This window comes from Patescibacteria group bacterium, assembly GCA_040390045.1.
Classification (GTDB): Bacteria; Patescibacteriota; Minisyncoccia; order Phycocordibacterales; family SIBU01; genus SIBU01.
Genome location: JAZJZC010000004.1, coordinates 1 through 24025, shown reverse-complemented (window position 1 = coordinate 24025; position 24025 = coordinate 1). Strand labels below are relative to the sequence as shown.

At 42.9% G+C, this 24025-nt stretch carries 22 protein-coding genes and 1 tRNA gene; 7 read left to right on the top strand and 16 right to left on the bottom strand.

Features of this window, described 5'->3' with window-relative positions:
• Positions 1-64 precede the first annotated feature (64 nt).
• Positions 65-523, top strand: a complete 459-nt coding sequence (locus V4467_03730) for a Clp protease N-terminal domain-containing protein (protein ID MES2088074.1) — start codon at positions 65-67, stop codon at positions 521-523.
• Positions 524-579: 56 nt separating this feature from the next.
• Here V4467_03730 and V4467_03725 read toward each other — a convergent pair whose 3' ends face one another.
• Together V4467_03725 and V4467_03720 are read right to left on the bottom strand one after the other, a co-directional pair.
• Positions 580-2244, bottom strand: a complete 1665-nt coding sequence (locus V4467_03725; GenBank protein ID MES2088073.1) for a lipid II flippase MurJ — start codon at positions 2242-2244, stop codon at positions 580-582.
• A gap of 26 nt (positions 2245-2270) precedes the next feature.
• Positions 2271-4748 carry a tetratricopeptide repeat protein gene (locus tag V4467_03720; protein ID MES2088072.1) on the bottom strand — a complete coding sequence of 826 codons (2478 nt, stop codon included), beginning with the start codon at positions 4746-4748 and terminating at the stop codon, positions 2271-2273.
• A 1132-nt stretch (positions 4749-5880) separates the two neighbouring features.
• On the opposite strand from V4467_03720, the gene V4467_03715 reads away from it, so the two are divergent.
• Together V4467_03715 and V4467_03710 are read left to right on the top strand one after the other, a co-directional pair.
• A complete protein-coding gene (locus V4467_03715) occupies positions 5881-6669 on the top strand; it encodes a hypothetical protein (GenBank protein MES2088071.1) in 789 nt (262 codons plus the stop codon).
• A 213-nt stretch (positions 6670-6882) separates the two neighbouring features.
• Positions 6883-7656 carry a hypothetical protein gene (locus tag V4467_03710; GenBank protein ID MES2088070.1) on the top strand — a complete coding sequence of 258 codons (774 nt, stop codon included), beginning with the start codon at positions 6883-6885 and terminating at the stop codon, positions 7654-7656.
• Between the two features lie 264 nt (positions 7657-7920).
• Here the strand turns inward: V4467_03710 and V4467_03705 are convergent, their stop codons facing one another.
• From V4467_03705 to V4467_03695, 3 genes are all read right to left on the bottom strand, one after another.
• Positions 7921-10227 carry an ATP cone domain-containing protein gene (locus V4467_03705; GenBank protein MES2088069.1) on the bottom strand — a complete coding sequence of 769 codons (2307 nt, stop codon included), beginning with the start codon at positions 10225-10227 and terminating at the stop codon, positions 7921-7923.
• Positions 10228-10515: 288 nt separating this feature from the next.
• On the bottom strand, positions 10516-11019 hold the full coding sequence (locus V4467_03700) for a DUF192 domain-containing protein (GenBank protein MES2088068.1): 504 nt from the start codon (positions 11017-11019) through the stop codon (positions 10516-10518).
• Positions 11009-12106, bottom strand: a complete 1098-nt coding sequence (locus tag V4467_03695; protein MES2088067.1) for a glycosyltransferase family 4 protein — start codon at positions 12104-12106, stop codon at positions 11009-11011. The genes V4467_03700 and V4467_03695 overlap by 11 nt, the downstream gene beginning before the upstream one ends.
• Before the next feature lie 103 nt (positions 12107-12209).
• Between V4467_03695 and V4467_03690 the strand changes: the two genes are divergently transcribed.
• The 4 genes from V4467_03690 (at position 12210) to V4467_03675 (ending at position 18127) form a co-directional block, all read left to right on the top strand.
• Positions 12210-14480 (top strand): glycosyltransferase, encoded by a 2271-nt coding sequence (locus V4467_03690; protein ID MES2088066.1) that lies wholly within the window; start codon positions 12210-12212, stop codon positions 14478-14480.
• 92 nt (positions 14481-14572) lie between these two features.
• Positions 14573-14920 carry a phosphomannose isomerase type II C-terminal cupin domain gene (locus tag V4467_03685; GenBank protein MES2088065.1) on the top strand — a complete coding sequence of 116 codons (348 nt, stop codon included), beginning with the start codon at positions 14573-14575 and terminating at the stop codon, positions 14918-14920.
• Between the two features lie 34 nt (positions 14921-14954).
• Entirely contained in the window at positions 14955-16058 is a 1104-nt protein-coding gene (locus V4467_03680) for a hypothetical protein (GenBank protein MES2088064.1), read from the top strand.
• A 173-nt stretch (positions 16059-16231) separates the two neighbouring features.
• Entirely contained in the window at positions 16232-18127 is a 1896-nt protein-coding gene (locus V4467_03675; GenBank protein ID MES2088063.1) for a hypothetical protein, read from the top strand.
• A gap of 169 nt (positions 18128-18296) precedes the next feature.
• Here the strand turns inward: V4467_03675 and V4467_03670 are convergent, their stop codons facing one another.
• From V4467_03670 to V4467_03620, 11 genes are all read right to left on the bottom strand, one after another.
• Positions 18297-18611: an NUDIX hydrolase gene (locus V4467_03670; protein MES2088062.1), complete on the bottom strand. Its 315-nt coding sequence runs from the start codon at positions 18609-18611 to the stop codon at positions 18297-18299.
• Between the two features lie 31 nt (positions 18612-18642).
• Positions 18643-18864, bottom strand: coding sequence for a hypothetical protein (locus V4467_03665; GenBank protein ID MES2088061.1), 222 nt, complete (start codon positions 18862-18864; stop codon positions 18643-18645).
• Between the two features lie 3 nt (positions 18865-18867).
• Positions 18868-19509 carry a methyltransferase domain-containing protein gene (locus tag V4467_03660; GenBank protein MES2088060.1) on the bottom strand — a complete coding sequence of 214 codons (642 nt, stop codon included), beginning with the start codon at positions 19507-19509 and terminating at the stop codon, positions 18868-18870.
• Positions 19510-19512: 3 nt separating this feature from the next.
• On the bottom strand, positions 19513-19938 hold the full coding sequence (locus tag V4467_03655; GenBank protein ID MES2088059.1) for a VOC family protein: 426 nt from the start codon (positions 19936-19938) through the stop codon (positions 19513-19515).
• A gap of 27 nt (positions 19939-19965) precedes the next feature.
• Positions 19966-20268 carry a hypothetical protein gene (locus tag V4467_03650; protein MES2088058.1) on the bottom strand — a complete coding sequence of 101 codons (303 nt, stop codon included), beginning with the start codon at positions 20266-20268 and terminating at the stop codon, positions 19966-19968.
• Between the two features lie 147 nt (positions 20269-20415).
• Complete coding sequence (locus V4467_03645) at positions 20416-20724, bottom strand: hypothetical protein (protein MES2088057.1); 309 nt, start codon at positions 20722-20724, stop codon at positions 20416-20418.
• A gap of 237 nt (positions 20725-20961) precedes the next feature.
• Positions 20962-21048, bottom strand: a tRNA-Ser gene (locus V4467_03640).
• Between the two features lie 48 nt (positions 21049-21096).
• Positions 21097-21714, bottom strand: coding sequence for a CDP-alcohol phosphatidyltransferase family protein (locus tag V4467_03635; protein ID MES2088056.1), 618 nt, complete (start codon positions 21712-21714; stop codon positions 21097-21099).
• 58 nt (positions 21715-21772) lie between these two features.
• Complete coding sequence (locus tag V4467_03630) at positions 21773-22666, bottom strand: TPM domain-containing protein (protein ID MES2088055.1); 894 nt, start codon at positions 22664-22666, stop codon at positions 21773-21775.
• Between the two features lie 166 nt (positions 22667-22832).
• On the bottom strand, positions 22833-23387 hold the full coding sequence (locus V4467_03625) for a LemA family protein (protein MES2088054.1): 555 nt from the start codon (positions 23385-23387) through the stop codon (positions 22833-22835).
• 74 nt (positions 23388-23461) lie between these two features.
• Positions 23462-24025, bottom strand: a 564-nt coding sequence (locus tag V4467_03620; protein MES2088053.1) for an immunoglobulin-like domain-containing protein, incomplete at its 5' end; no start/stop codon positions are given.

The window sequence follows — 24025 nt, the reverse complement described above, 5'->3', positions numbered from 1 at the left end:
GACAGAAATTGAACCGTAGTGTAAAAATGTACACAGAATACAGAAACGTTAGAAAAGAAGAAACATGAAAAACATCGAGAACCGGGACTTTACACCGCGTGCCCAACAGGCTATTGCAAACGCTTCAAAGGAGGCTCGTCGGCTCGGGCACAACTTTGTTGGTGGCGGGCATATCCTACTTGGGATTATCAAGCTTGGCCCAGAGTCCACTGCTGCCAGAGTGTTAGCCTCTTCAGGAATAACTCAAACCGTTGTGAGCAAAATTGAGTCAGCCTTGAGTGAGTCTCTCTTTTCAGAAAAGTTAAATTCTGACCACGATATACCGCTGACACCGCGGGTCTATAGAATTTTAAGCTTTGCAAAACAGGAGGCTGACCGACTCGGCGCATCTTTCGCCGGGACGGAACATTTACTCCTAGGACTTTTGGGCGAGCGCGAAAATCAAGCAGCGGAGGCACTTTGTCCGTTCTACCCGACACTTGAGGATCTGCGCCGACAGGTCATCGCATGCTCAACCATTTAGTAAGGCGCGCGGACAAATGCGAGTAAGAGCGAAGTTTTCTTCGCTCTTTTTTAATACTATAACAGAGCGTCCACTGGATCCGCACCAATAACTTTAGTTTTCCAAATTCTATGATGGAAGGCCTTCCATATTTCTCGAATTTCTTGATTTTTCATAAGAACCAAAACTAAAATACCCGCGGCAATACCAAGAACCCCCGAACAAAAGCCTTGAAGAAATACACCAAGAACAGTATTGATATTGAAAATATTGTCGAAGATATCGAGAAATAAATACGCGACGTACCCCATGATAACCGATGAGGAAAAACTGGCGAAAAGTGTTTTGAATACCGGTCGCGTAAAACTTGGAAATTCTCGCTGGAAAGCGATCCAGTGCACGAGCGCATTGATCGTTGTACCCACAGAGTAGGCCAAAGGAAGCACCAACACAATACTGCCAGGCAAACTGTCGACCTTAAATAAATTTTCAAGAAAAAACCTGAATGTGTCGAAGGTCTTGAAAAGGTAAATAAAAATATATCCCAAAAAAATTAAAAAAACTGAAGTGACCACATTAATTATCAAAGGCTTCTTGGTTTTTCCTAATGCATAATATCCACGAACAAAAAGAAGCAATAGACTTTGAGGGACAACTGAAAGAATAAAAATTGCCAGACATGCGGCGGTCAGTCGCGTGTCAGACCAGCTAAAGTTTCCTGCGCCGAGAATGGTACGGACGATTTGCGCGCGAAGAACCACAAACAGCGCCATCATTGGAATTGACCAAAAAAGAATATGGCGCGTGGAAATAATCATCTGTTCCAAAAAAGTATCGCGCAATCCCTGTGAAATATAGCGAGAAAGCGCGGGAAAAGCGGCGGAGGCGTAACTGGCACCAACGATTGAAAGCGGCACCGATTGCAAGTTCCAGGAAAAATTAAAAACGGCGATGGAACCAACACTCATGAGAGACGCCATGCTCACTAGAAAAAAGGTGGCAATCTGGTTGGCGGAGAGCGCCAACGTCCTCGGTAAGGAAAGAATAACCAACTTTCGCACTGTTCGCCATTCAAGTGGCAGGCGTAATCTAGGAAAAAGTTTTCGTTCCAAAATAAAAGGTACTTGCACAAGACAATGGAGTCCAGCTCCAAGCACCACTCCGAAGGCCAAACCCGATATACCAAAGAGAGGATAGAAAAAAAGCGCGCCAATGATAATACCAAGATTATAAAGAAGTGGACTCAGCGCGTAAATAAAAAAACGATTGTACATCTGGGTAATACTGGCCAGAAAATTTGAGATACCAAGGAGGATCGGGGAAAGTAACATAATGCGAGCCAACATCACAAGTTGGGCTTTTACCACTGGGCTATAAAACCCTGGGAAAGCAAATGGCGTCAAAAATGGAATACAAATGTAAGCCAAAAAACTAATGACTACAATGGCAGCAAAAAAAATCGAAAAGCTGGCGTCAACAAATCGCTTGCCTGTCGCCTCCCCTTCCTTAAACTTTTCTATAAAGAACGGCAGGAGAATTGAAATCGAAACCACAGAAGCAATAGAAACAAAAATAAGATCGGGAATGCGAAATGCGGCGTAATAAATATCGAGTGTGCGACTGGCTCCAAAAGTGTAGGCAAAAATTCGATCTCGCAGAAGGGCAAGTAATTGCGATGCGATTGCGGCTACGCCTAAAAGATAAGCGGCCTCATGGAGTCCGCTTATCTCACGATGTAACATATTGAGCACTCTCTTGACCATAATAGCTAGTTAGCTGCTTCGTCAGCCGGAGCTTTTTCAGTGACTGGAAGTGTCGATCGTTTTTCAGGCTTACTGTCTATCGGTGGCGTGGCGTTGGCAAAGGGATCTTTTCCGGCGCTGAGATTTTTAAGAATCAGATCGATCTCTTTGTTATCAGGGTTAGTAATCTTCAAGGCTTTAAACTGAGCGATGGCTTCCGGGACTTTGTCCAAATGATAGTAACTCAAGCCCAAGAAGTACTGAGCGTTGGCGTAATTGGAATTGATTGCAATCGCCTGTTCAAGAGCTGTGGCTGCTCCTGCGTAATCCTTGACGTTGTAGCGTAAAAATCCTAACTGGAAGAGTAACCCACTATCACTCGGTGAAAGATATGATGCGGCTTGTACTGAAGTGATGGCATTTTTTATATCACCTTCGGAAACTTGGATTTGAGCAAGTAGGAAAATAGCTTCGGTGTAATTATTTTTTTGCTTAAGAGCTTCGGCGATGTAATCCTTTGCTCCTTTATTATTGGCATGAACAACTTCCAATTGAGCCAAGAACAAATTGATCGAAGGATTTTTTGGATTAAGCACGAGCGCTTGCTTGTATGCGGCCTGAGCATTTTCATAAGCTCCAGCAATTTTCAGCGGAACAACCGTTTCGTAGACTTTTCCAAGTGTGATGATGTTTTGATAATCGCTTGGATCAATCTTGATCGCTTGTTGAGCGTTGTTCAAAGCGTTAGTCAAATACCCCTGAAACTTTGTCTGCAAAACATCAGTCGAAACAGCACTAACATCCTGAGAAAGCAAGGTAGACATTCGAGCAATATCAATTTGAGCAAGGGTTCTATAGTAGAGCGCCAAGCCGTCGACTGATGCTGCCTTTTGTAGATAGACTTCCGCCTTATCGAGATCTCCTTGAGAGTTAAAGGCAACAATACTTTTTTGATAATTAAGAGTTGCAATAGTCTTTTCAAGAAGAGCGTACGAGAATGTAATAGTGCAAACCAAAAGAATGATAAGAAGAAGAACAGAAATGAAACCTTTCTTTGGATCTTCAGTGAATGACAAAACCTTCGGCTTCATTAATCCGCTCTGATAGAGGGAAGAAACGAAAAGTCCGGTAAAGAAAAACGTGAGCGCCACGATCGAGAGGCCTGGAACATAAAAGATGTTGATAATCCACAAAAACAAAGACACTAAGAAGGAAGATACGGAGAGGTAGCGAGATATCTTGTTACTACTCGTAGAAAAAAGAGCGCGAAAACCCCAGTAGAGAAATACTCCAAAAAACAAGAGCCAAGAAATACTGCCGAGGATTCCGGTGGAAATCATCATGGTTGGCACAAGACCTACAGCATAATCAAAATCGGTATTCCAGAAAATTGATGAATTGATGCCGTCAGGTTTAAAGCTTGCCCAATCTTTTGAAAATTTGTTGGGACCGGAGCCAAGCAATGGATTGACCGCGAGAGCGCTTTTTGAAACTGAATAGGTAGCGGCCCACGATGGTCGAACCTCAAACTGACTGATGTTGAAGAAGTTTGAAATTTTTTCGCTAATGAATGTATGCGAAACTCCTGTGGCCGGATCAACCCGTGTAAGCAAGGAGTCGCCAATGAACACTAGAGAGATGATCAAAACAACCAGAGAAGCGTTTGGTATTCTTTTAACTTTTGAAGTTTTTTCAGAAGTGTCCGCCAAAATCGAGCCACCTTCCTTTTTCTCAAATGAAATAACATACACCAAGAAACTAAGACTGAAGACCGCCAAAATGTACCAGACGACATTGAGGTTGATAACCGCCAAAAAGAAGAGTGAACTAGTCAGCACGATATAGGCAAATACTCTGAAAATCTTGCTGAGAGAGATGAGTTCGAGGGTGATGAGTGCTAGGACTGAGGCGGTTCCAAAAAAGATACCGAGATCATTCCACTTACCAAGGGTGCTTGTAATGACATCATTAAATACTCCGAACGACAAGAAACTTGGTCCAAAAATTAATCTCAAAAGTTCAAAAACAGCAATAACGAGAAACGATCCGAGAAAAAGTGAATAGGCATAAAAAATATTCTCTTTTTTCCGAAGATAAATTGAGACTAACAGGAAGAGCAGAAACAAAACTGCAAGCGATGCAACAGTGCCGAGTTCAAATGACTGGCCAGCCAATGACCAACCAATTGAACCTGAAAAAAAAGCGGAAATGGTTGACACCAAGAGGACTAAGGCAGCTCCAAGAGTAATGAGATTTGCTGGAAAAATAAATGTACCATCTTTTAATCTGGAAAGAATCCAACATACAAACGCGACGGCAATTACAATTGAAAATACCAGCATCTTGGCAAACTGAAACGGAAGAACATTAGTCGACATAAAAAATAGAGGAACGAGGAGTGGCAGGATAAACACTAGCGAGAAAGAAATTTTTTCCAAAAATCCATACGAGGATTTTGAAGACTCAATTTCTTTTTCTTCTGTATCAATAGCTTCATTCTGCATAGGAATTTAATAATTATGGCGAATAAATTGTTCCTTCTAATTATAGTAAACTGAGACCTCAATATCAATGGCGCTGTTAACAAACTCTGGTGAATTTTTAAGGTAGCTATCCCCTATTGATTTAATCATTTGATGTGGTATAATTTTCGAGCTTTGTGTTGGATAGTTGCGCCAATTTTGCCCACCGGAGGTGGTTGCAAAATTGAGCGTCCTGAGATTTGCTCTCCTATGCAAATCGAAGGGCAGCCCAATTTTGTAAAATCAGAGTTTATGAAAAACGATCTCTAGTGGGCAAAATTGGCGAGGAAAGTCCGAACACTCCCCGCGCATCTCACTTTCGTTCGATGCAGTTACAAGTTCATAAAGTTATAAAGTTTTAAAGTAAGAATTCCTCTTCACTTTATAAACTTGAAACTTTCAACTTGATGAACTCCGCACCGAGTGGAAGCGAGGTGCGTGGGAGAATGGTAGCGTCCCGATGTCCGCTTTGCGGATTCGGGATCCCGATCCGAAAGGCATCGGGAGGTAACGCCCGCCGTCCCCGCCCGAACGACTGACTCGTTCAGTCGGGCAGGCGCAAGGATAGAGGTGCGAACAGAGACGCTCCGACGCGAAAGCCTTGGAGCGCCCCGATTTACGTCGGGGCGAGTTCCGTAGTAATACGAGAAGTGCAACGACAAAATCCTTACCTGGGTGCAAGGCCGTGCGCCAATTTTTCCTGCCATAGGCAGCTGAAAAATTGAGCGTCCCGAGTAATCGAGGGGTCAAGACCCTTCGCTCGCCTTAATTAGGGCGAATCTCAGGACGCTCAATTTTGCGCCACCTGTGGTGGGCAAAATTGGCGAGTGCCGCTTGAGCCACACAGCAATGTGCGGCCCAGATAAATAACTATCCATTCGCGCAAGCGAAGGACAGAATTCGGCTTATAGACACAAAGCACATGAAAGCCGCCGCCCTCACGGGCGGCGGCTTTCTCTTTACAATAAATTGACATTTTGTAATTTATAATTTATAATGCGCCGAGAATAGTTTACCTGACTGTTCGGAAACATGAAAAATTCTTGTAGCTGTTTGCAAGAATGGGCTTCTCGCTCCATGATCCCGTTAAAAGGCACTCGGAACATTTACATCGATGAAAACTCTTAGTTCACTCGTGGCCATCATTTTCATGACCATTGCCTCGGTGCTTTTCGCCCAGGAATCCCCCGCCGTTCAACCCCAAACCCTCATCACCAACGCGCCGACATTCACCCAGTTCATCTCAGGTAAACTGGGGGTAGCAGACATTTTGGTAATGGTGTGGTCACTTGAGATCACGGACTATCACCTTGTTGCTTCGTTTGCGAATACAAACACTAGCCCAGTTGAACTGCGGATAGATACCGTAGACAAAGCAGAGGGTAAAGCAACTATTTGGCATTGGTCGCTTGCCGAATCCAAAAAGGGACTTCAAAATGGAGAAGAACCGTGGCTCGTGTTGGCGCAACAGTACCGCGAGTTCTACCAGAAAATCGCCTTGGTCAATGGGAACTTTGCCTACTGTTTCCGTGATCCATTTGAATGCCTTGGAAAAATGCTCCGAGCTTCCTCAGATCAAAACGGAGGGGAGTACATTTTTCGAACTGGCAAATGGTTGAAGTCGATCCCGGTTCGAAATTGGGTGGGACATGAACCGGTAGTGGGTCAACTTTTCACTCTGGCGTCAGACGGCGACAGACAGGAGGAGATCTACTTCGCTGTTTCGCGCGACGCTCGAGGCCAAGTGCTCGTGCCACTCGACACCACCGAAAAAATCGCTGATGCCAAGAGGGATTTGGCACAGGCGAAGGCTGACGCTAGGCTAACGCCAAGCGAAAAACTTTCGAAGTCGATCGAAGATGTGAGGAAGGTCACAGAGGCCATCACTCCGAAAAATAAGTAACTCAAAACCTCGCGTCCGCGCGAGGTTTTTTTCTTTTTAATATTGTTCTGCGCGCCCCGAAAAAAAATTGACATACTATTATATATAATTCATAATACGCTCGGAATTGTTTGCCTGACTGTTCGGGATAACGAAATGTTCTTGCACGAGCGTGCACGAATGGGCTTCCGCCCCATAATCTTGTATATCACGGCATACAGTAAAAGTTGACATATGAAAAAATTACTTAGCCGTCTGTTTGTCGCAGTTGTTCTTTTTCTTGCAGCCCTCGTCACGAACGCAAAGGAGCCCTCCGTGTATTGGCTCAGAACCACCCCACCGATCTACAGTAAATTCGAGACTAGGGCAACTGGTGTGACCTCCGTTGAACGCATGTGGTTAATCGGAACTGACACCTGTTTACTCCGCGCAGATTTCACTGGCGACGATATCCTGTTTGCAGATTTAAAGACAGGTGTGGGGAACACACCTGATCAACTGGATGAAATCTGGAGTTGGCGTGGGGAACGCTCCGGCAACAAATACACTGATTCCGAATGGATAAAACTTGCTCGCGAAATTCGCTCAGGCTACAAGGTCATTGGGGTTATCAACAAGGAAACGGCGTATTTTTTTACTGACCACTATCAGTACGTGGGTAGAGTTCGTCGAAACATTACCAATTCGACCAGCGATGAATATGTATTTATGGTAAGCAAATGCCTCTCACTTGTGCCTGTTCAAAATTGGGTTGGGGCTGAACCAGTTAATGATCCAAAATTGAAACTGGCCTCCGATGGTGACAAAAAACAGGAAATGTTCTTCTTCGTTCACCTCCAATCAGATGGGACTGTTTTGGCCCCGCTTGAAACACTCGAAGGCGTGCAGAAGAGAAAACTTCAGTTACATCAAGCGGCGATAGGCGAAAATTTGACGACGAACGCACCCGCCAGACCAACTGAGGGCTTGCAGAGTCTCTCCTCCTCGCCTCGTCAAAAATCACCCTGATTTTTGACGAGCTTTACTTCGCCCATGCCTCGCGTCCGCGCGAGGTTTTTCTTTTTTAATATTTTTCCGACCGACAAAAGAATCCCCCGCGCCTGTGGCGCGGGGGATTCTTTTTTTAACTTTCCCAAATTTAGTACAGCTTAGGAAAAAATTTGAATCTGGATGCAATTCGAGGCGCGAGCGATTTTGCGACTAAAACATATTCATATATGTTGCAGAAGCAAAATCGTGAAGCAACGAAGAAGGGCGCCAGATTCAAATGTTTTACACCACTTCGCAAACCCCGGCGACACACGCCATCTCCTTCCTCACTTCAGTCTCATCCTGCTTTTCGTACGTAATAATTTTTGAAAAGTCTATGTGCGCAATTCGCTTGGACATTTCCAAGTAGGTCTTCTCATCAATCTTTTCGTACGGAGCGAGCTGGTACACATGATTATCTCTCGGCAAGAATGAAAGTCCTCCAATGATATCCCAGTGTTCATACAACCAGTTGGCTACAGAAATCCATTCATCTTCCCCCACTGAAACGGTCACCGATGGATTGTGCTCAGTAAAATTTTCTTTCAAAAGTTTCCAGTGCTCAAGTTGTTTCAATGCTGAAATATCATCTTTGTAAATTGAACCTCCTGGAGCCTTAACTGGAAATTCCAAAACATAGGTCGTGGCAGAATCCATTGGCTGTCCAACCTCTGGATGATACGGCACACCCTGATCGCGCAACATTTTAAACAACGCGTCGGTGGCGGAAATTCGAATGCGTCGAATATAAAACGGAGCATGTCGTGGGTGCATTCCAGAAGAACAGTCTACTGTTTGTGACAATGTTCCAGAAGGTTTAACACAGGTGATGCAGGTTGAAGCGCTGATGCCGAGTTTCTTGGCGAAGATCTGATTGATCTTGATAGCTTCATCTTTCATTTTTTGCAAAACTTTTGCATCTCGAACTGCAGGACAATCCCACTGACCAGTAATGGAAACTCCGAGCAATCGTTCTTCTTCACAATGTTCTTTCCATTCTTTTGAAAGATATGGGAAATTGGTTAGTGATGATTGGTAGGTTCCCAAGATAGTGGCCAGGCGAACTTTTCGAAGTAAACTTTTTTCATCATCCTCCTTTCGCGCCACAACTTCTGAAAGATTACAAAATTGCTTTGATTGCAAAATAATTTCTCCGCATGGATTGGTTCCGATTGATCCAATAATATTTTTTCCACTAGCGTCAAAATAACCCTTCAAAACTTTCAATCGGCGTTCTGGCAAAGTTTTAGCAAGTGAACCGCGATTAAATATTCCGCGCTCGCCTGATCCACTGTTCATGAGGGCTACCCACTCATTCATGAAATCAGCAGTTGAAGGCTTATTAATATAGACAGCAGAATTGTTGGCGAGACTGCGCTGTGGTTCATTAAGATAGAACTGGCCTTTTTTTGAATCGCGAATTTCGAGATCATCAAGATCAGAAAGACTGATCATGGCGCTTCTTCGGACTCCGCCTGAAACAACGCAATCCCCGATCATACAAATAATATCGTGTACATCGAGATTTGAAAGTCGCTTGCCCTGCCTCTTCAACATTTTCTCTCGAGCGAAACTGAGAAGGCGTCGCAACGGTTCTGGTCCACTTGATTTACCTCCCATAGTTTTAAGTCGAGCTCCAGCCGGTCGCAATTGAGAATAATCAAAATCAACATCAGTGCCATTTACCCACGCGTTGGTTCCTAAAATAAATGCATCGCACCAACCTTCCTTGCTGTCATCTATCGTGTGCGTTGGTAATTTTTTTCCAGTCTGCAATTTTATTTGTGGAAATTTTTGAACGTTCTGACTTTCTACTGCCCAGCCGGCTCCGGTACCACACATCGAGACATACATAATTTCTGCGATGTCGCGAAAATTTTCTGGAGCAATAAATGAACAGTTGTACGCGCAGACATTAGTCTTGCGTGCCGCGTCTCCAGCAAATTGCAAAAGCCGCATGCTTGGCATCGCTTCTTGTTTCAAAATTCCTTCACGAATTTCTGAATACTCAGCATCTTTTAATTTCTTACCGACATTTTCTTTCATGAAAGAAATATAACGGTCGACAGTTTCGATCCAAGTCTCCCTTCTTCCTTCCCCATCCATCCATCGTGAGTACGTACGATAGTAGACAAATTCACCGAGCGGATTTCTGAAATATTTCTTGCTGTCCGTCGCCATTTTTTTAACTTTCTCTGGAACGTGCAATCCTTTTTCACGAAGTTTGGATCGTTTTTCACGATACAAAATGTAACTCTTGGCGGTTTTAACGTATTCGCTCAAAATTAATTCTTTCTCAACCGAATCCTGAATACCTTCGACGGTTGGAACAAAATTTTTATGTTTCCGGACGATACGAACAAGATCCGCCAAAACTTTATTGGCTACAAGTCGCGCTTCTTGCTCAGAACCTTCGCCGGTGCTGATCATCGCCTTGTTGATGGCAGTGACGACGCGCTCAAATTCAAACGGAACGATCGATCCGTCTCTTTTCTGGACATTTTTAACCAAAACTTCTACTTTGACTGGGGTTTTCTTGCTGGATGCCATACTGCTTTTTAATAAATAAGTTTTTATAATTTTTTTAGAAATTTTACGGTTGGATGCAATTCGAGGCGCGAACAATTTTGCAACTAAAATGTATTCGTATACATTGCAGGAGTAAAATTGTGAAGCAACGAAGAAATGCGCCAACTGTGAAATTTCTATCTGACTTTTATTTCTATATTCTACTACTTATAACCAAAAGAAAAAACAGTGGACAAGTGTTTAAATCAAACTGGAGTATAAAATTTAAAAACTGTAAACGTGCCTCTCAAATTCCTTTGACAAAGCTCGTTACTTTGCAACTTCTTTTGAAAAATAAATTTCACTACCAATTTTTAAATTATTTTTTTCAAAAAAACCGGCATTTGTCTCCAAAACGTAGCGCGCAGGCAATTTCGGTGTATAGATTTTGGGATATGTGGAAGTTGCAACATTTTTTTCGACGCTCACCACTTTTTTTTCATCATTAAACCACAAAATATCAATCGGAAAATGCATGTCCTTCATCCAAATACTTGGGTATGCTAAATCTTTAAATATAAAAAGCATTCCTTGGTCGTCGGCTAAAAAGTCACGTCCACCCAAACCCTTTATTTGAAGGGCTGGGATGTCGGCTATCATTACCGTAAGATGAGAATGTCCTATATCAAGCTCTACAGAGTTTTTAACGTCTCCTTCACCAGCTAGCTCCGAAAGGCCAATGTCCTTTTGATTGACTTTCCAAAAAACTATAAAGGACAAAAGGAGGATTGCGGTCACAGCGAGTACGAAAAATTGACTCTTTTTAGTGACCATATTTTTGGTTAGTTAATTCTTTCAAAAGTTGATTGACAATAACTTCGGGACTGAAATGTTCTCGGGAATACGCTACTCCTTGGGAACCGAGTTTTTCACAAAGCCTTGGGTTTGAAAGAAGTTTTGCCAAAATCTCTGAAAGAGCTTTTACATCGGCGCGCGGTGATTTACTTTCGCTGTCTTGGCCAACTAAAAACCCGGTCTTTCCATCCTTGATGGTTTCTTGAGCCGCAGTGGCCGCAATAGTAATAACGGGCTTTCCGCACATCTGGGCTTCTACAAGCGGTAAACCAAATCCTTCACTCCGCGATGGCGCAACATAGATATCACAAAGATTCATAAGGCCGAGCATGAACTCGTCCGAAAACTCTCCAACAATATACTTAAGCCTATCTCGAATACCTAACTTTTCCGCTAGCGCGAGCTCGAGAATTGAACGACCGAAGCTGAATTCTGAGGGCCAAGTTTTTAATATATAAATCCAAGGAACAGACCTATCGAGCCTTCCAAGAGCGGCTATTACCTCGAGCGCCCCTTTACTCGTTGCATCTCCGCCTGTGGTAAAAAGAATGGGAATACCCTTTTCTTTTATTTTTTCAAGATCAAAAGTCTGTGGTAACACTATTTCTGAATGGGTAATTGAAATCCGCTTTATAAATGGCAACAAATCCTCATCTAGTATTGGTTTCCAAAAACCATCGTTGACGGCCTCTGGAACAACCTTCACGATATCCTTCTTGATTCCGCCTTGCACAAAAACACTCTTACAATATTCGCTGGTCGTCAAAATGAGATCGAGCTCATTATACTCATTAACAAATGTATCAAATGCATCATCGGAAACTATCCAAGGAACGGCGCGGATACCGAGAAATCGAGGCTTTTCAACGAAATCTTTATATGAATGCCACGAACCAATACCGAGTATGCAATCCGGGTTGTACTCCCTAATTTCTTTTTCTGGAAATTCGTCAACAATTCGAATAATTTTATGATCAATGTTCACGATACGTAAGCCTTTTGACAGCGCTTCCGCCTGATTGATAAAACTAAACCCGTCTCGGGCAACTAGTAGAATAATTTTCATATATTTCATCAAGTATACCAAAACTACATTGAATGGAACATTGTCCTGCGGGCAAGATTCGTAACTTTGCCCTTAGTTTCAAAACCCTTTATACTAGATACCTATGTTCGGACTCCAAAAAAACAGTCGCCAGTGGATTGTCTATGTTTCTACCTTCCCTCCCAGAGAGTGCGGGATCGCCACTTTCACTCAGGACCTGATGAATACCTTTGACGAACTCTACATGCCTCGAGAGGAGTCAAAAGTGGTAGCAATCAATCTCGATAGTCGGTCAAAACATCGGTATGACTTGGACCGAGTAATTTATCAAATCACTCAGCCTGATAAGAAAAGCTATCTGGGCGCCGCTCGATATTTAAATAGTCTGGAAAATGTTTCGGTTGTAAATATTCAACACGAATTCGGTATTTTTGGCGGAGAATACGGTTCGTATATTTTGGATTTCATGAACGAACTCCGCAAACCAATTGTGCTTACCTTGCACACAGTTCTTCCTGGACCAAATCCAATTCTAAAAAAAACCGTAGAGGAACTTGGCATGAAAGCCAACACCATTATTGTTATGACAGAAACCTCGAAAAAAATATTGGCTACTGACTATACAATTGATGCTTCTAAAATAAAAATAATTCCTCACGGCATCCACCCAAAGCCATTTTCCGACGGCAAAAAAGCCAAAGCGAAGTTGGGGCTTTCAGGAAAAATGGTCCTTTCAACTTTTGGACTTTTGAGCAAGGGAAAAGGCATTGAATATGGCATTGAATCTTTACCTGAGGTGGTCAAACGTTTTCCAAATGTTGAATACCACGTCATTGGCGCGACCCACCCCGTCATTTTGGCGCGAGAAGGTGAAAGCTACAGAAAATCACTGATCAAAAAAGTTGAACAACTTGGGTTGCGAAAACATGTCATTTTTCATAATAAATATTTTGATTTACCTGACTTATTAAATTTTTTGGAGGCCACCGATATTTATCTGGCGCTTTCTCTTGAACCAAATCAGGCGGTTTCAGGAACATTTTCCTATGCACTCGGTGCTGGCCGGCCAGTCATTGCCACTCGATTTGCCCAAGCCAAAGAAGACATCACTGAAGAAACCGGATTGCTTGTTGATTTTAAAAATCCTGAGGATATTAAAAACGCGCTTTTAAAAATGCTAAAAGATCCTACGCGTCAAAAGGAGATGGGAAAACGCGCCTACTTCAGAACCAGAAGCAAGACGTGGCACAACTGCGCCCTGCTGTACATGAAAGAATATATTACGCTCGCACCGTCCCTCTCAAACATCGAAACCAATCTGCCAAAAATAAAACTCGATCACATATTTGAATTGACAGACAAATTTGGAATGATTCAGTTTACGAACCTAACCACGCCAGATCCGTCCTCCGGATACACACTCGACGACAACGCCCGAGCTTTGATTGCCGTCATAAAGTACTGCGAGGAGCGGAGGGATAAATCGGTACTTGAGTTGGCAAAAATTTATTTAAATTTTATAGATTACGTCGCAGAAGCTTTTGGGGATTTTTCCAATTATGTAAATTACGACCGAACGATTCCATCTGAGAAAAACAGGATTGATAGTCTAGAAGATGCTCGAGCCCGCGCGCTCGAATCGCTTGCTATTGCCGCAAGTTCAAATGTTATGTCGAAGCAGTTACGAACTCAGGCGTATTCGTTGTACGATCTCAGCGCAAATTCTTTTTTTCCTGAACACCCTCGGTCTATGGCGTTTTTTCTTAAATCTCTTACCGCATGGATTACCATCGACCCTTCTGTCGAAATTAAAACTAAAATTGTCGGTTACGCAGACAAGCTAGTCGAGCTCTATGAAAAAAATTCAACGCACAACTGGCAGTGGTTTGGTGACTCGTTGACCTACTCAAACGGGCTCTTGCCCGAGGCTCTTGCCTTGGCATTCCGCGAAACTGGTAATGAAAAATATTTGTCAGTGGCCAAGACTAGTTTGGAATTTTTGATCTTATACAGTTTCCAAGGTGATATCTGCGTTCCAATTGGACAGAAGGGCTGGTTTCAAAAAGGTGGCGAAAAACAACTTCACGATCAACAGCCGGAAGAAGTAGCCACGCTCGTCCAAACACTCAAAACCATGTACGAAATTACGGGTGAAGAACGCTATCAACACTTGATGATGTTGGCCTTTGGCTGGTTTACCGGCAACAACCTATTACGACAAGTAGTCTACGATTATGATTCTGGTGGTTGTTACGACGGAGTTGGTAAAGACTACGTCAACCTAAACCAAGGAGCGGAATCGACCGTTATGTATCTTTTAGCACGATTGGCGGTTGAAAAAAGTTCGACTGTGCATAAAAAAGCCAAGTCATGGTTTGAGCGATTAACAAACTGATCGGTAAAATTAGGTTCGGTTATAAACAGGTCTCGCATATAAATAGTGATATAATAATTGGTAACAAATACAAACGTATGGGTGGTACTTCTATGGATAACTCTATATATACTGAAAAGCGGCCATGGGGATCGTTTACCCGATTTACCAAAAATGAACCGGTGACAGTTAAAATTATTACGGTCAATGCTGGACAGGCGTTTAGTTTGCAATCACACGAACATCGAGATGAGTTTTGGAAAATTATTTCTGGGGAAGGAACAATTACTGTGGGTGGCACAAAAACAGCCGTCGCGCCTGGACTTGAATACAGCGTTCTGCGAGGAACAAAACATCACATCGAAGCCAGCTCAAGTCCCGTAGTTTTTTTAGAAATTTCGCGCGGTGAATTTGACGAAGCAGATATCGTTCGTTTTGAGGATAAGTATGGACGGGCCTAGGCATTTTCGATTACAAATCGATTTTTTATAATTCATGCCGTTATCTTTTCTTTTTACAGATCTAATTTTAATTATTTCCATTTTGATTCTGGCTTTTGTATTGTCCAGACGCCTCGTTCGAAAAGCCAAAAAATCTCAGGCAGAATCTGAAAAACACTCACTCGCGCGGCACACCAAAAATCCACTGCTCTCACCAAAAGAAGAACACTGGTGGCAAGCGACGGGAACATTTAATCCGGCCGCCATTGCCGATGAGCATGGAAAAATTCACTTGCTCTATCGCGCCACGGGCTCTGATGGCATTTCGCGATTTGGATATTCCGCTAGCAAAGATGGTATTGAATTTAATGACTTTGTTCCCTATCCGGTCTTTGCCCTCGACACGCCGAGAAGCAATGTTCCTCGAAAACTTCAACGATATGATTTCGGACTCTATCCTTCTGGTGGAAGCTGGGGCGGAGCTGAGGATCCCCGCATTGTTAAAATTGACGACAGGCTTTACGTCACTTTTAACGCCTTCGATGGTTGGGATTTTATTCGCATCGCCGCTGTTTCGATAAAAGAAAAAGATTTTTTTGAGAAGAAATGGAATTGGAGTAAACCCTTGTTCATTTCTCCGAAGGGAGAGATCCACAAAAATTGGGTGCTCTTTCCTAAAAAAATTAATGGGAAATTTGCCATTTTGCACAGCGTTTCGCCGAATGTACAAATTGATTATGTCGACCGACTCGAAGATCTCACAACTGGCCGAAACGTGATAAAAAGTCGTTTTGCGCAAGAACCAAGAGCTAAGGGATGGGATACAATGAGACGCGGAGTGGGACCGCCACCTTTGCTAACAGAAAAAGGCTGGCTTGTGCTCTATCATGCGATTGATAAAAAAGATCCGGATCGCTACAAACTTGGAGCTCTACTTTTAGATTTGAATAATCCGCAAAACGTTTTGGCTAAAGCAAAAAATCCTCTGCTTGTTCCCGATGAATGGTATGAGAATGATTGGAAGCCGGGAGTAATTTACGCCTGCGGAGCGGTTATTAAAAACGACACACTCTTCGTATACTACGGCGGAGGTGATAAACACGTCTGCATGGCAAGCGCGCCACTTTCGAAAATTTTTAGTCAGCTTGAACGGGTATAAATATAAAGACTGTCCTTCAATACGAAAGACGGACTAACGAAAATACGAAAATATACAAAAATTGTAGTGCCACCGCAAAAGTTTTCGTATAATTTCGTATATTCGTATATATAATTCGTATTTTCGTATCGAAATTAAAATTTATAATATGATACAATTTAGCGACAAAATATATGTTTGTAATTGAACGCGATAAACACAATCCAATCCTCTCCCCCGAAGTTCACCACGAATGGGAATCCGCTGGCAGTTTTAATTGGTGTCCAATTCCTCCAGTTGGAAAATCTCCCGTAACAGCCGCTGTGTATCGCGCGCAATCTGAATCGAAACTGCAAGACGGAGTGAGACGTTCAGTGTCGACGATCGGGCTGGCGCAAAGTTCTGACGGTCAGCATTTCGACAATCGTCAAGAATTCATCACTCCCGAACATGAGTGGGAAAAATTCGGTTGTGAAGATGCTCGAGTAACTACCTTCAACAAAATTCACTATATTTTTTATACCGCACTTTCAATGTACCCCGTTCAAAAAGACGGTATTCGTATTGCTCTCGCCAAAGTCAACGAGAAAATGGAAATTATGGAGAAACATTCCATTACTCCCTTTAACGCCAAAGCCATGGCGCTGTTTCCAAAAAAGATTGGTGGTAAATTCGCAGCACTCCTTACCATTCGCACCGACGAACCGCCGTCTGAAATCTGCTACGTTGAATTCGAAAAAGAATCTGACATGTGGAATCCCGAGTTTTGGGAGAAATGGAAAAGAGATATTTCTCTTCATACCCTAAACGTTCGTCGCGGAAATAACGAACAAGTGGAACTCGGCGCGCCGCCCATTCTGACGTCGCTCGGCTGGCTTGTGGTGTACTCTCATATTCAAAATTATTTTCAAGGTGACCGAAGTTTTGGTGTGGAAGCCCTACTTTTGGACAAAAACAATCCGCGTCTTATCATTGGCAGAACCAAGGGTTCATTTTTGGTGCCTGAAGAATATTACGAACGCGTCGGGCAAGTGCCAAACATTATTTTCCCAACCGGCGCCATAATTTCCGACGAAAATTTAGAAATCTATTACGGTGCGGCTGATACTCACTCCTGCATCGCCCGCGTCAACTTAAAAAAATTCCTCGCCTCAATGGTAGAGAAAAAGCCACTTTTTGTTCGCGGACCAAATAATCCGATCATCAGTCCCCGCCCCGATAAAGCCTTTGAAACTCGTGGTACATTTAATCCGGCCTCAGTAGAAATTGACGGTAAAATTTATATTTTTTATCGCGCAGTTTCGAGCGACAACATTTCAACTTTCGGCCTCGCCACGTCGCTTGATGGTTTTTCAATTGACGAACGATCAGAAAAACCTATTTATACTCCGCGTGTTGATTTTGAAAGTAAGGGTTGTGAAGACCCACGCGCCACACTCATCAAAGATCGTGTTCATGTTTTCTACACCGCGTACGATGGCAACACGCCTCGCGTTGCCGGTACATCTATCTCGGTCAAAGATTTGCAAAACGGCGAGTGGAATTGGTCAACGCCAAGTCTCATCACCTTTGCTTCCGTGGGCAACAAAGATGCCTGTATTCTCCCGAAAAAAATAAATGGCAAGTACATGATTATTCACCGTATTGATGATTTGATCTGCGCCGACTTTGTCGATTCTCTCGATTGGAAAAATGAACCAGTACGTACCTGTATTCCACTCCTCCACCCTCGTCGCGGCATGTGGGATGGCGGCAGAATTGGCCTGGCCTGTCCACCAGTTGAAACTAAAAAAGGTTGGTTATTCTTTTATCACGGTGTCTCAAACACCACACATTACCGAGTCGGAGTAGCTCTTCTAGATAAAAATGATCCGACAGTGGTGCTCGCCCGTTCCGTCTTTCCGATTTTTGAACCAGTTGAAGATTATGAATGGAAAGGTATCGTGCCCGGCGTAGTTTTCCCCTGTGGAGTGATTGAGCGCGGTGATACGTTATTTTTCTACTACGGTGCGGCAGATTTAGTTGTCGGCGTAGCAACCGCTAAAACTTCTGAGCTTTTGAAAATGCTTGAGACTCCTGATCAAAAGTGAGATTCTTGCTACTTTGAATTACGAAACCCTCTCACGTGTCATCCCCGCGAAAGCGGGGATCTAGGACTGAAGGGAGAAATCTGGATTCCCGCTTTCGCGGGAAGGACAGAGAAGGGTTGATTGAGGGGTTTTGTAATTCACAGTTCCTAACTTCCTAGACACTAAGTGTCTAGGAATTGATATTCATCCATTTTCTAACAAACCGATGAAGATTCGGGTCTAATTTTTTGAGTGGCGTTTGTACTATTTCGTCATAACTAAACCACTTATACCCATTAAATTCTCGTGGATCATATTGGAGAGTTTGAGTTGAATCTGCTTCAAGAACATACCACAAACTAACATCTGTGTGTCCCGCAGTTAGCCCGACAGTGACAGTTTGAGTCAAAAAGAAAACGTCCACGACCAAAAATTTAGCTTCGATATTAAGCTCCTCGATAATTTCTCTTTGAACGGTCACTCTCGGATGCTCATTCAATTCCACATGTCCACCGGCCGGAAGCCACAGTTGCGCTTTAATATGATCGACTAAAAAGTATTTTTTGCTTTTTAGGATCAACCAAAACAAAATAAGAAACTAAATGTTTCGCCGGAATATCGGGTTTTTGTATCCGAAATATTTCAGCGCCACTCTGTATCCACGAAATTGCATCAGCAATATGCACGCGTTCAATTTCATCGTACGGCTTAATTTTTCGCACAATCTCTAAAATTTCATTTCTGATATTTTGGCTCATGTTTTAAATTAAATTTGGAAACTTAGTTTCCAAATTTACTGGAATAGCAACACCTTGAAAATTATAAATCAAAAGTTTAAAGCCCTCGCGTGGGTGCTCAATTTTCTTAATATCAAAACCGGCTCCTCTAATCAATTTCTCAAGTTGTCGATCGTAGTGACAATTGCCCGTAAAATATTTAGTAAAAAATGTTGAGGCAGTTTGAATCATTCGAATTAAAAAATTAGGTGAAGCTCCGTGATCAACAAAAATAAAACTACCGCTGGGGCGAAGTACGCGTTTGATTTCACTCAACACCTTTCTAGGATCTGAAACACTACAAAGTGTCCATGTTGATACTACTGTATCGACAGAGTGATCCGGCAGTGGAATATGTTCCGCTCCTGTATTTAAAAATTCAATAGGAAATGACGTTGAACCAAGACGGGTTTTGGCAATCTCGATAAGTTCTTTCGAAGGTTCGAGGGCAAATAATTTTGAAATATTTTTATACAATGCAAAATTGTAGCCCGGCCCCACACCAATTTCTAAAACCGCGCCTTTTACTTTCTCTAAAACTACACGGCGGATCTTTTCCAAATCATCTCCGCCCATTTCAAAATTGAGCAAACGAGGAACAATATTTTTTTGGTACCAACTAGTCATAAATTATTTAATTGGCTTGCTACCCAAATCCTGAAAAAATCTTAACAAATATCCATCGGGGTCCTGCACTAAAAATTGTTTATTACCAAGTTCCCGATCATTCATCCGATACCATTTTTCTTCCATTTCAAAGAAAATTGGCCAACCAGCATTTTTGAAGTTTTGATACAACACTTGAACATCTGGTACTTCTATCTGAAAATGCATGCCACGACCGAGTGGCCTTTCTAAATTCCCCACTTTCCATGTGCGACTTTTTGGAGTTAGGGCTTCGATCATAATGCGAGCTCCGTTTATACCGAGCATAGCAAAATTTTCTTCCGGTCGATCGTACAGCACCTCAAATCCTACAAGTTTGGTGTAAAAATCCAAACTGGCATTAAAATCAAAAACTTTAAGCTCAGGAGTTAGAATTGTTTTTTCGGTCATAATTTAAATCCAGACACTTTTCGCAAATTACCACTGTCGATTTGCAAAAGCGTAGATAACAAGTAAGGCGGTAGCACCGATTACCCACCAAAGGCCGTATTGTTCCAGGCTAGTAAGATGCGGCGTATTTTGAGGGAAAAGTGCTTTAACTTCGTCGTATGTGACCTCTCGGTCTTCCGAACGATTTTCTCCAATCACGTACCAATGTATCGCCCACGCAAGAGCCACGAAATTTAGCGAAAAATAAGACCATGTCGCAACGAGTTCTTTACCCTCGCCAATTGGCCATCTCCTGGATTTCTTTCCCCAACCAAATATACCAAAAAACATAGTGGTGATTTAAAATTACTAATTAATCTAACCATTTTAACACACCCTTATCGAAAAGAATGGGGTCAATTTATACCTACAACTAATATCGTTAACCCTCTCAGGTTTGTACAATTTTTGGTATCTTTTCAAAGTTGAATAACCTGCCTAAAAAATACTTTTTTCGAGAATTGATTCAATCTCTTCAATTGCTGGTGCTGGAAGATCTGCTTTCAATGTATAGTTCACAATATTTTTCCATGATACAGTAGTCGCTACACTGGCCTCGCTTTCTTCTATTATAATCTCGCAATCTTTTCCATCCCAGACAAGCCTGATAAAGCGAGAATCATTTTTATAGACAATATACCAACTTCCAAAAGCCTCGGGGTAATTTCTCTCTTCAACCAACTCATACCCCCTCCTGGCCATGTAGCCAGAGAACCCAGATTTTATATTATTCAGCTTGCCTTCCATATTTACCATTCTAACTTAAAGTGATCCTTTTAGGTACTCAAGTCACACTCTTATCAAAACTCTATTGCGGAGGGTAGGAGATTCGCCCGCACCTCTCGTTCGCTCGTCAGCGAACTCGGGCTGGGCACCAGCTCACAAAATTTTCTGCTAAAAATTTTACTCTGCTGTTCGAATCCCTCCCTCTCCACGCAATGATGAACCGCGCGAAAGTCGTTTAGACTTTCGCGCGGTTCATTGCGGAGAGAGAGGGATTCGAACCCTCGATGCCCTTTCGGACATACCACCTTTCCAGGGTGGCCCATTCGACCGCTCTGGCATCTCTCCATGTAAACAAGAGACTATTACTGTAGTCTTAAATCCTTAATCTTTCAACTAAATTGATCTGTGAACGAAAAGGCTGAGAAGCGCGAAAAGAACTCCGAGATAGAGTGTGCCTTGTGCGAGAAGAAGCCAGAATGCTCCGCCGAAAAGAACGAAACAAAAAAGAAAAATAATTCCGAAGCACTGCAGAACCATTTTTATCTTTCCGGTAATTTTTGCCGGAAGAGCTTTACCTCGATAGCGAAAATACGCTGAGGCCAAAATAAATATTTCCAGTGCCACAATAACAAACGTCAGATGCCACGAGAGATATTTTGAAATTAAAACCACCGCCACGCTTCCCACCAATAATTTATCGGCCAAAGGATCAGCTAGAATTCCCCATCGAGTAATTTGCCCTTCGGTTCGCGCCAGTGCTCCATCAACTGCGTCCGACAAAGCGGAAAACAAAAATAGAACAAACGCCCAAAGATTTTGCTCTGTAAGCAACAAGGCCAAAATAAACGGCACACTAACAAATCGAAAAACGGTAATTTGGTTGGGGGTTACCGATTTCGGAATTAATCCCAAAAATAAAAACTTAATCACTTTATCAATCGGCGTAACCCGCGCCAAATCTTTCATGCGCATTTCCGCCAACTGTAAAACTTTTTGTTTAAATTTCGGCATATTTATTCTTCCCCTCTGATTCTTTAATCTTAAATCGTGAATCTTGAATCTACTTTTCCTACCAGCTTCCACTAGAACCACCTCCACCACTTCCCCCGCCACCAAACCCTCCAAATGAAGAACCTCCGCCACCTCCACCAATTCTTCCACCTCCAATCCACCATGGTGGGCGGATACCGCGACTAGTACTTTTAGTATAGGTTCGAGAAACCAAAAAATCAAACAACAGACCGATTGGGATAAGGAAAATGGTCGCGATCAAACCAAGATACAAAAAACCGTAAATAAATCCAAGTACTACGCCAATAACCCCTCCGACAAGTCCCCCAGCCCACCATGACTTAGAACGACTGAGAATACTGCCCAACCAAATCGGTACAAAAAAGATAAAGAAAAAAATATTTGAGAAGTCGAAACCCTCACCAGATTGTTCTGAGATAGGTTCGATCTCAATCCCCGCACCCGAAGCGTAATCGGGAGCGACTGCGGCAATAATTTGATCGACAGCAGTTTGGATGCCACCATCATAGTCGTTGTTACGAAATGCTGGCGTCATGATGTTCCTGATGATTGAACTGGCTTCTCCGTCCGTCAGATCACCTTCAAGCCCGTAACCAACTTCAATACGAATTTTGTGTTCCTCTGCCGCCACAAGAACTAGAATACCGTTGTCTTTCCCCTTTTCACCAATTCCCCATTCCTTAAAAAGCGCCACGGCAAAATCCTCAACAGTTTCATCCCCAAGATTTTTAACAGTTACTACTGCGATTTCATCTCCCGTGGTTTTTTCAAACGCGGTCAACTTGGATTCAAGCGTGGCGTGCGCCTGCTGACTCAAAAGATTTGCAAAGTCATTCACGAAACCTGTCGGGCTACCGGGACTTTGGTATGCGAAAGCCACCAATGGAAAAACCAACGAGAGAGAGAAAACTTTTTTAAAGGCGGAGATCATTAAATTTAACTTCGACTTAATCAATATCTTTGCTTAGAACTCGCAGGTTTGGATGCAATTCTAACCCAGTAGGTGATTCTGGTGAATCAGGCGCGAAGCAACGAACCTGCCTGCCGGTAGGCAGGGAAGAGCGCCAAACCTGCGAGTTATAATTAACTTTAGAACTTTACAAACTTACCTTGGGTGCAACCTCAGAGCCTGTGGCAGCTTGGAAATACGCTCGATCCTTAAACCCAGCAATCGAAGCAATGATTGAGGACGGGAAACGGCTAGTCAAAAGATTGTAACTCTGAACTTGTTCGTTGAAACGTTTTCGTTCAACACTGACGCGATTTTCGGTACCAGCCAATTCCGCCATAAGATTTTGTACCGCCTCAGAAGATTTCAATTCTGGATAATTTTCAACAACTACCAAAAGCCTTGAGAGCGCGCTTTCTACTTCTGTCGCAGCTGAAGCTTTTGCATCAACATTTTGTGCGCCGCTGTAATGAGCTCGAGCATCAGCAAGAGCGGTGAAAACTGTTTGTTCTTGCTTGAAAATTCCTGAAACTGTGGCAACGAGGTTTGGAATTAAATCAAAACGTCGTTGATACTGAGTTTCCACCTGTGCCCACTGTCCGTCAACGGCTACGTTGGCAGAAACTAAACTGTTGTAGGTCATCCAACCATAGAGTAAAACCACAACTATAATCGCACCGATAATGTATACAGATTTTTTCATGTAATTTATTTAATTTAGAGAATAATAAGACGATTATAACATTCTTTCGGTCTATTGAAACACTGCAAATTGTTTTACTCCGTTGGCGTCGTCGTCCCATTTCCCAAATCAGGATCAGAAACAATCACTGCTCTCGTGGAAGTAGCAGAGTTGCCTGCTTGGTCGGTGGCGGTGTAGATAACAGAGTAGGAACCAGCAAGAGCGGTATTAATGTTGTCTGTAGTGTGAATACCGAGGTTATGGTTTACATTATCGTCTACGGTAGCGCCGAGATCTATGTAACTTGAGCCGGTGGTGATTTCAGCTGGGTTGGGGCCGGTGATGGTGATAGTTGGAGGTTCGGTATCGCTTGGTGTTTCAGTGGCGAGAGTGGAGGAAGCTGTGAATCCGGTTGGGTTGATGAGAGAGTCGCAAGTTCCCTGTTGCTTATTAAATTCTCCATTAAGAATGGTCACACAATACATTGAACCTGTTACTGAATCTTTCATCTCAAGACCTTTCGAAACTGAAGCAGTTTCAGTTTCCACCCTCCCAAACTTTCCTGTGGCAGCAGAAACAGAATCGAGCACTAGATTTTTAACACTGGTCAAGCCTTGAGAAATGAGATTTTCCACTTTCAAGTTCAACTCCTGCACCGC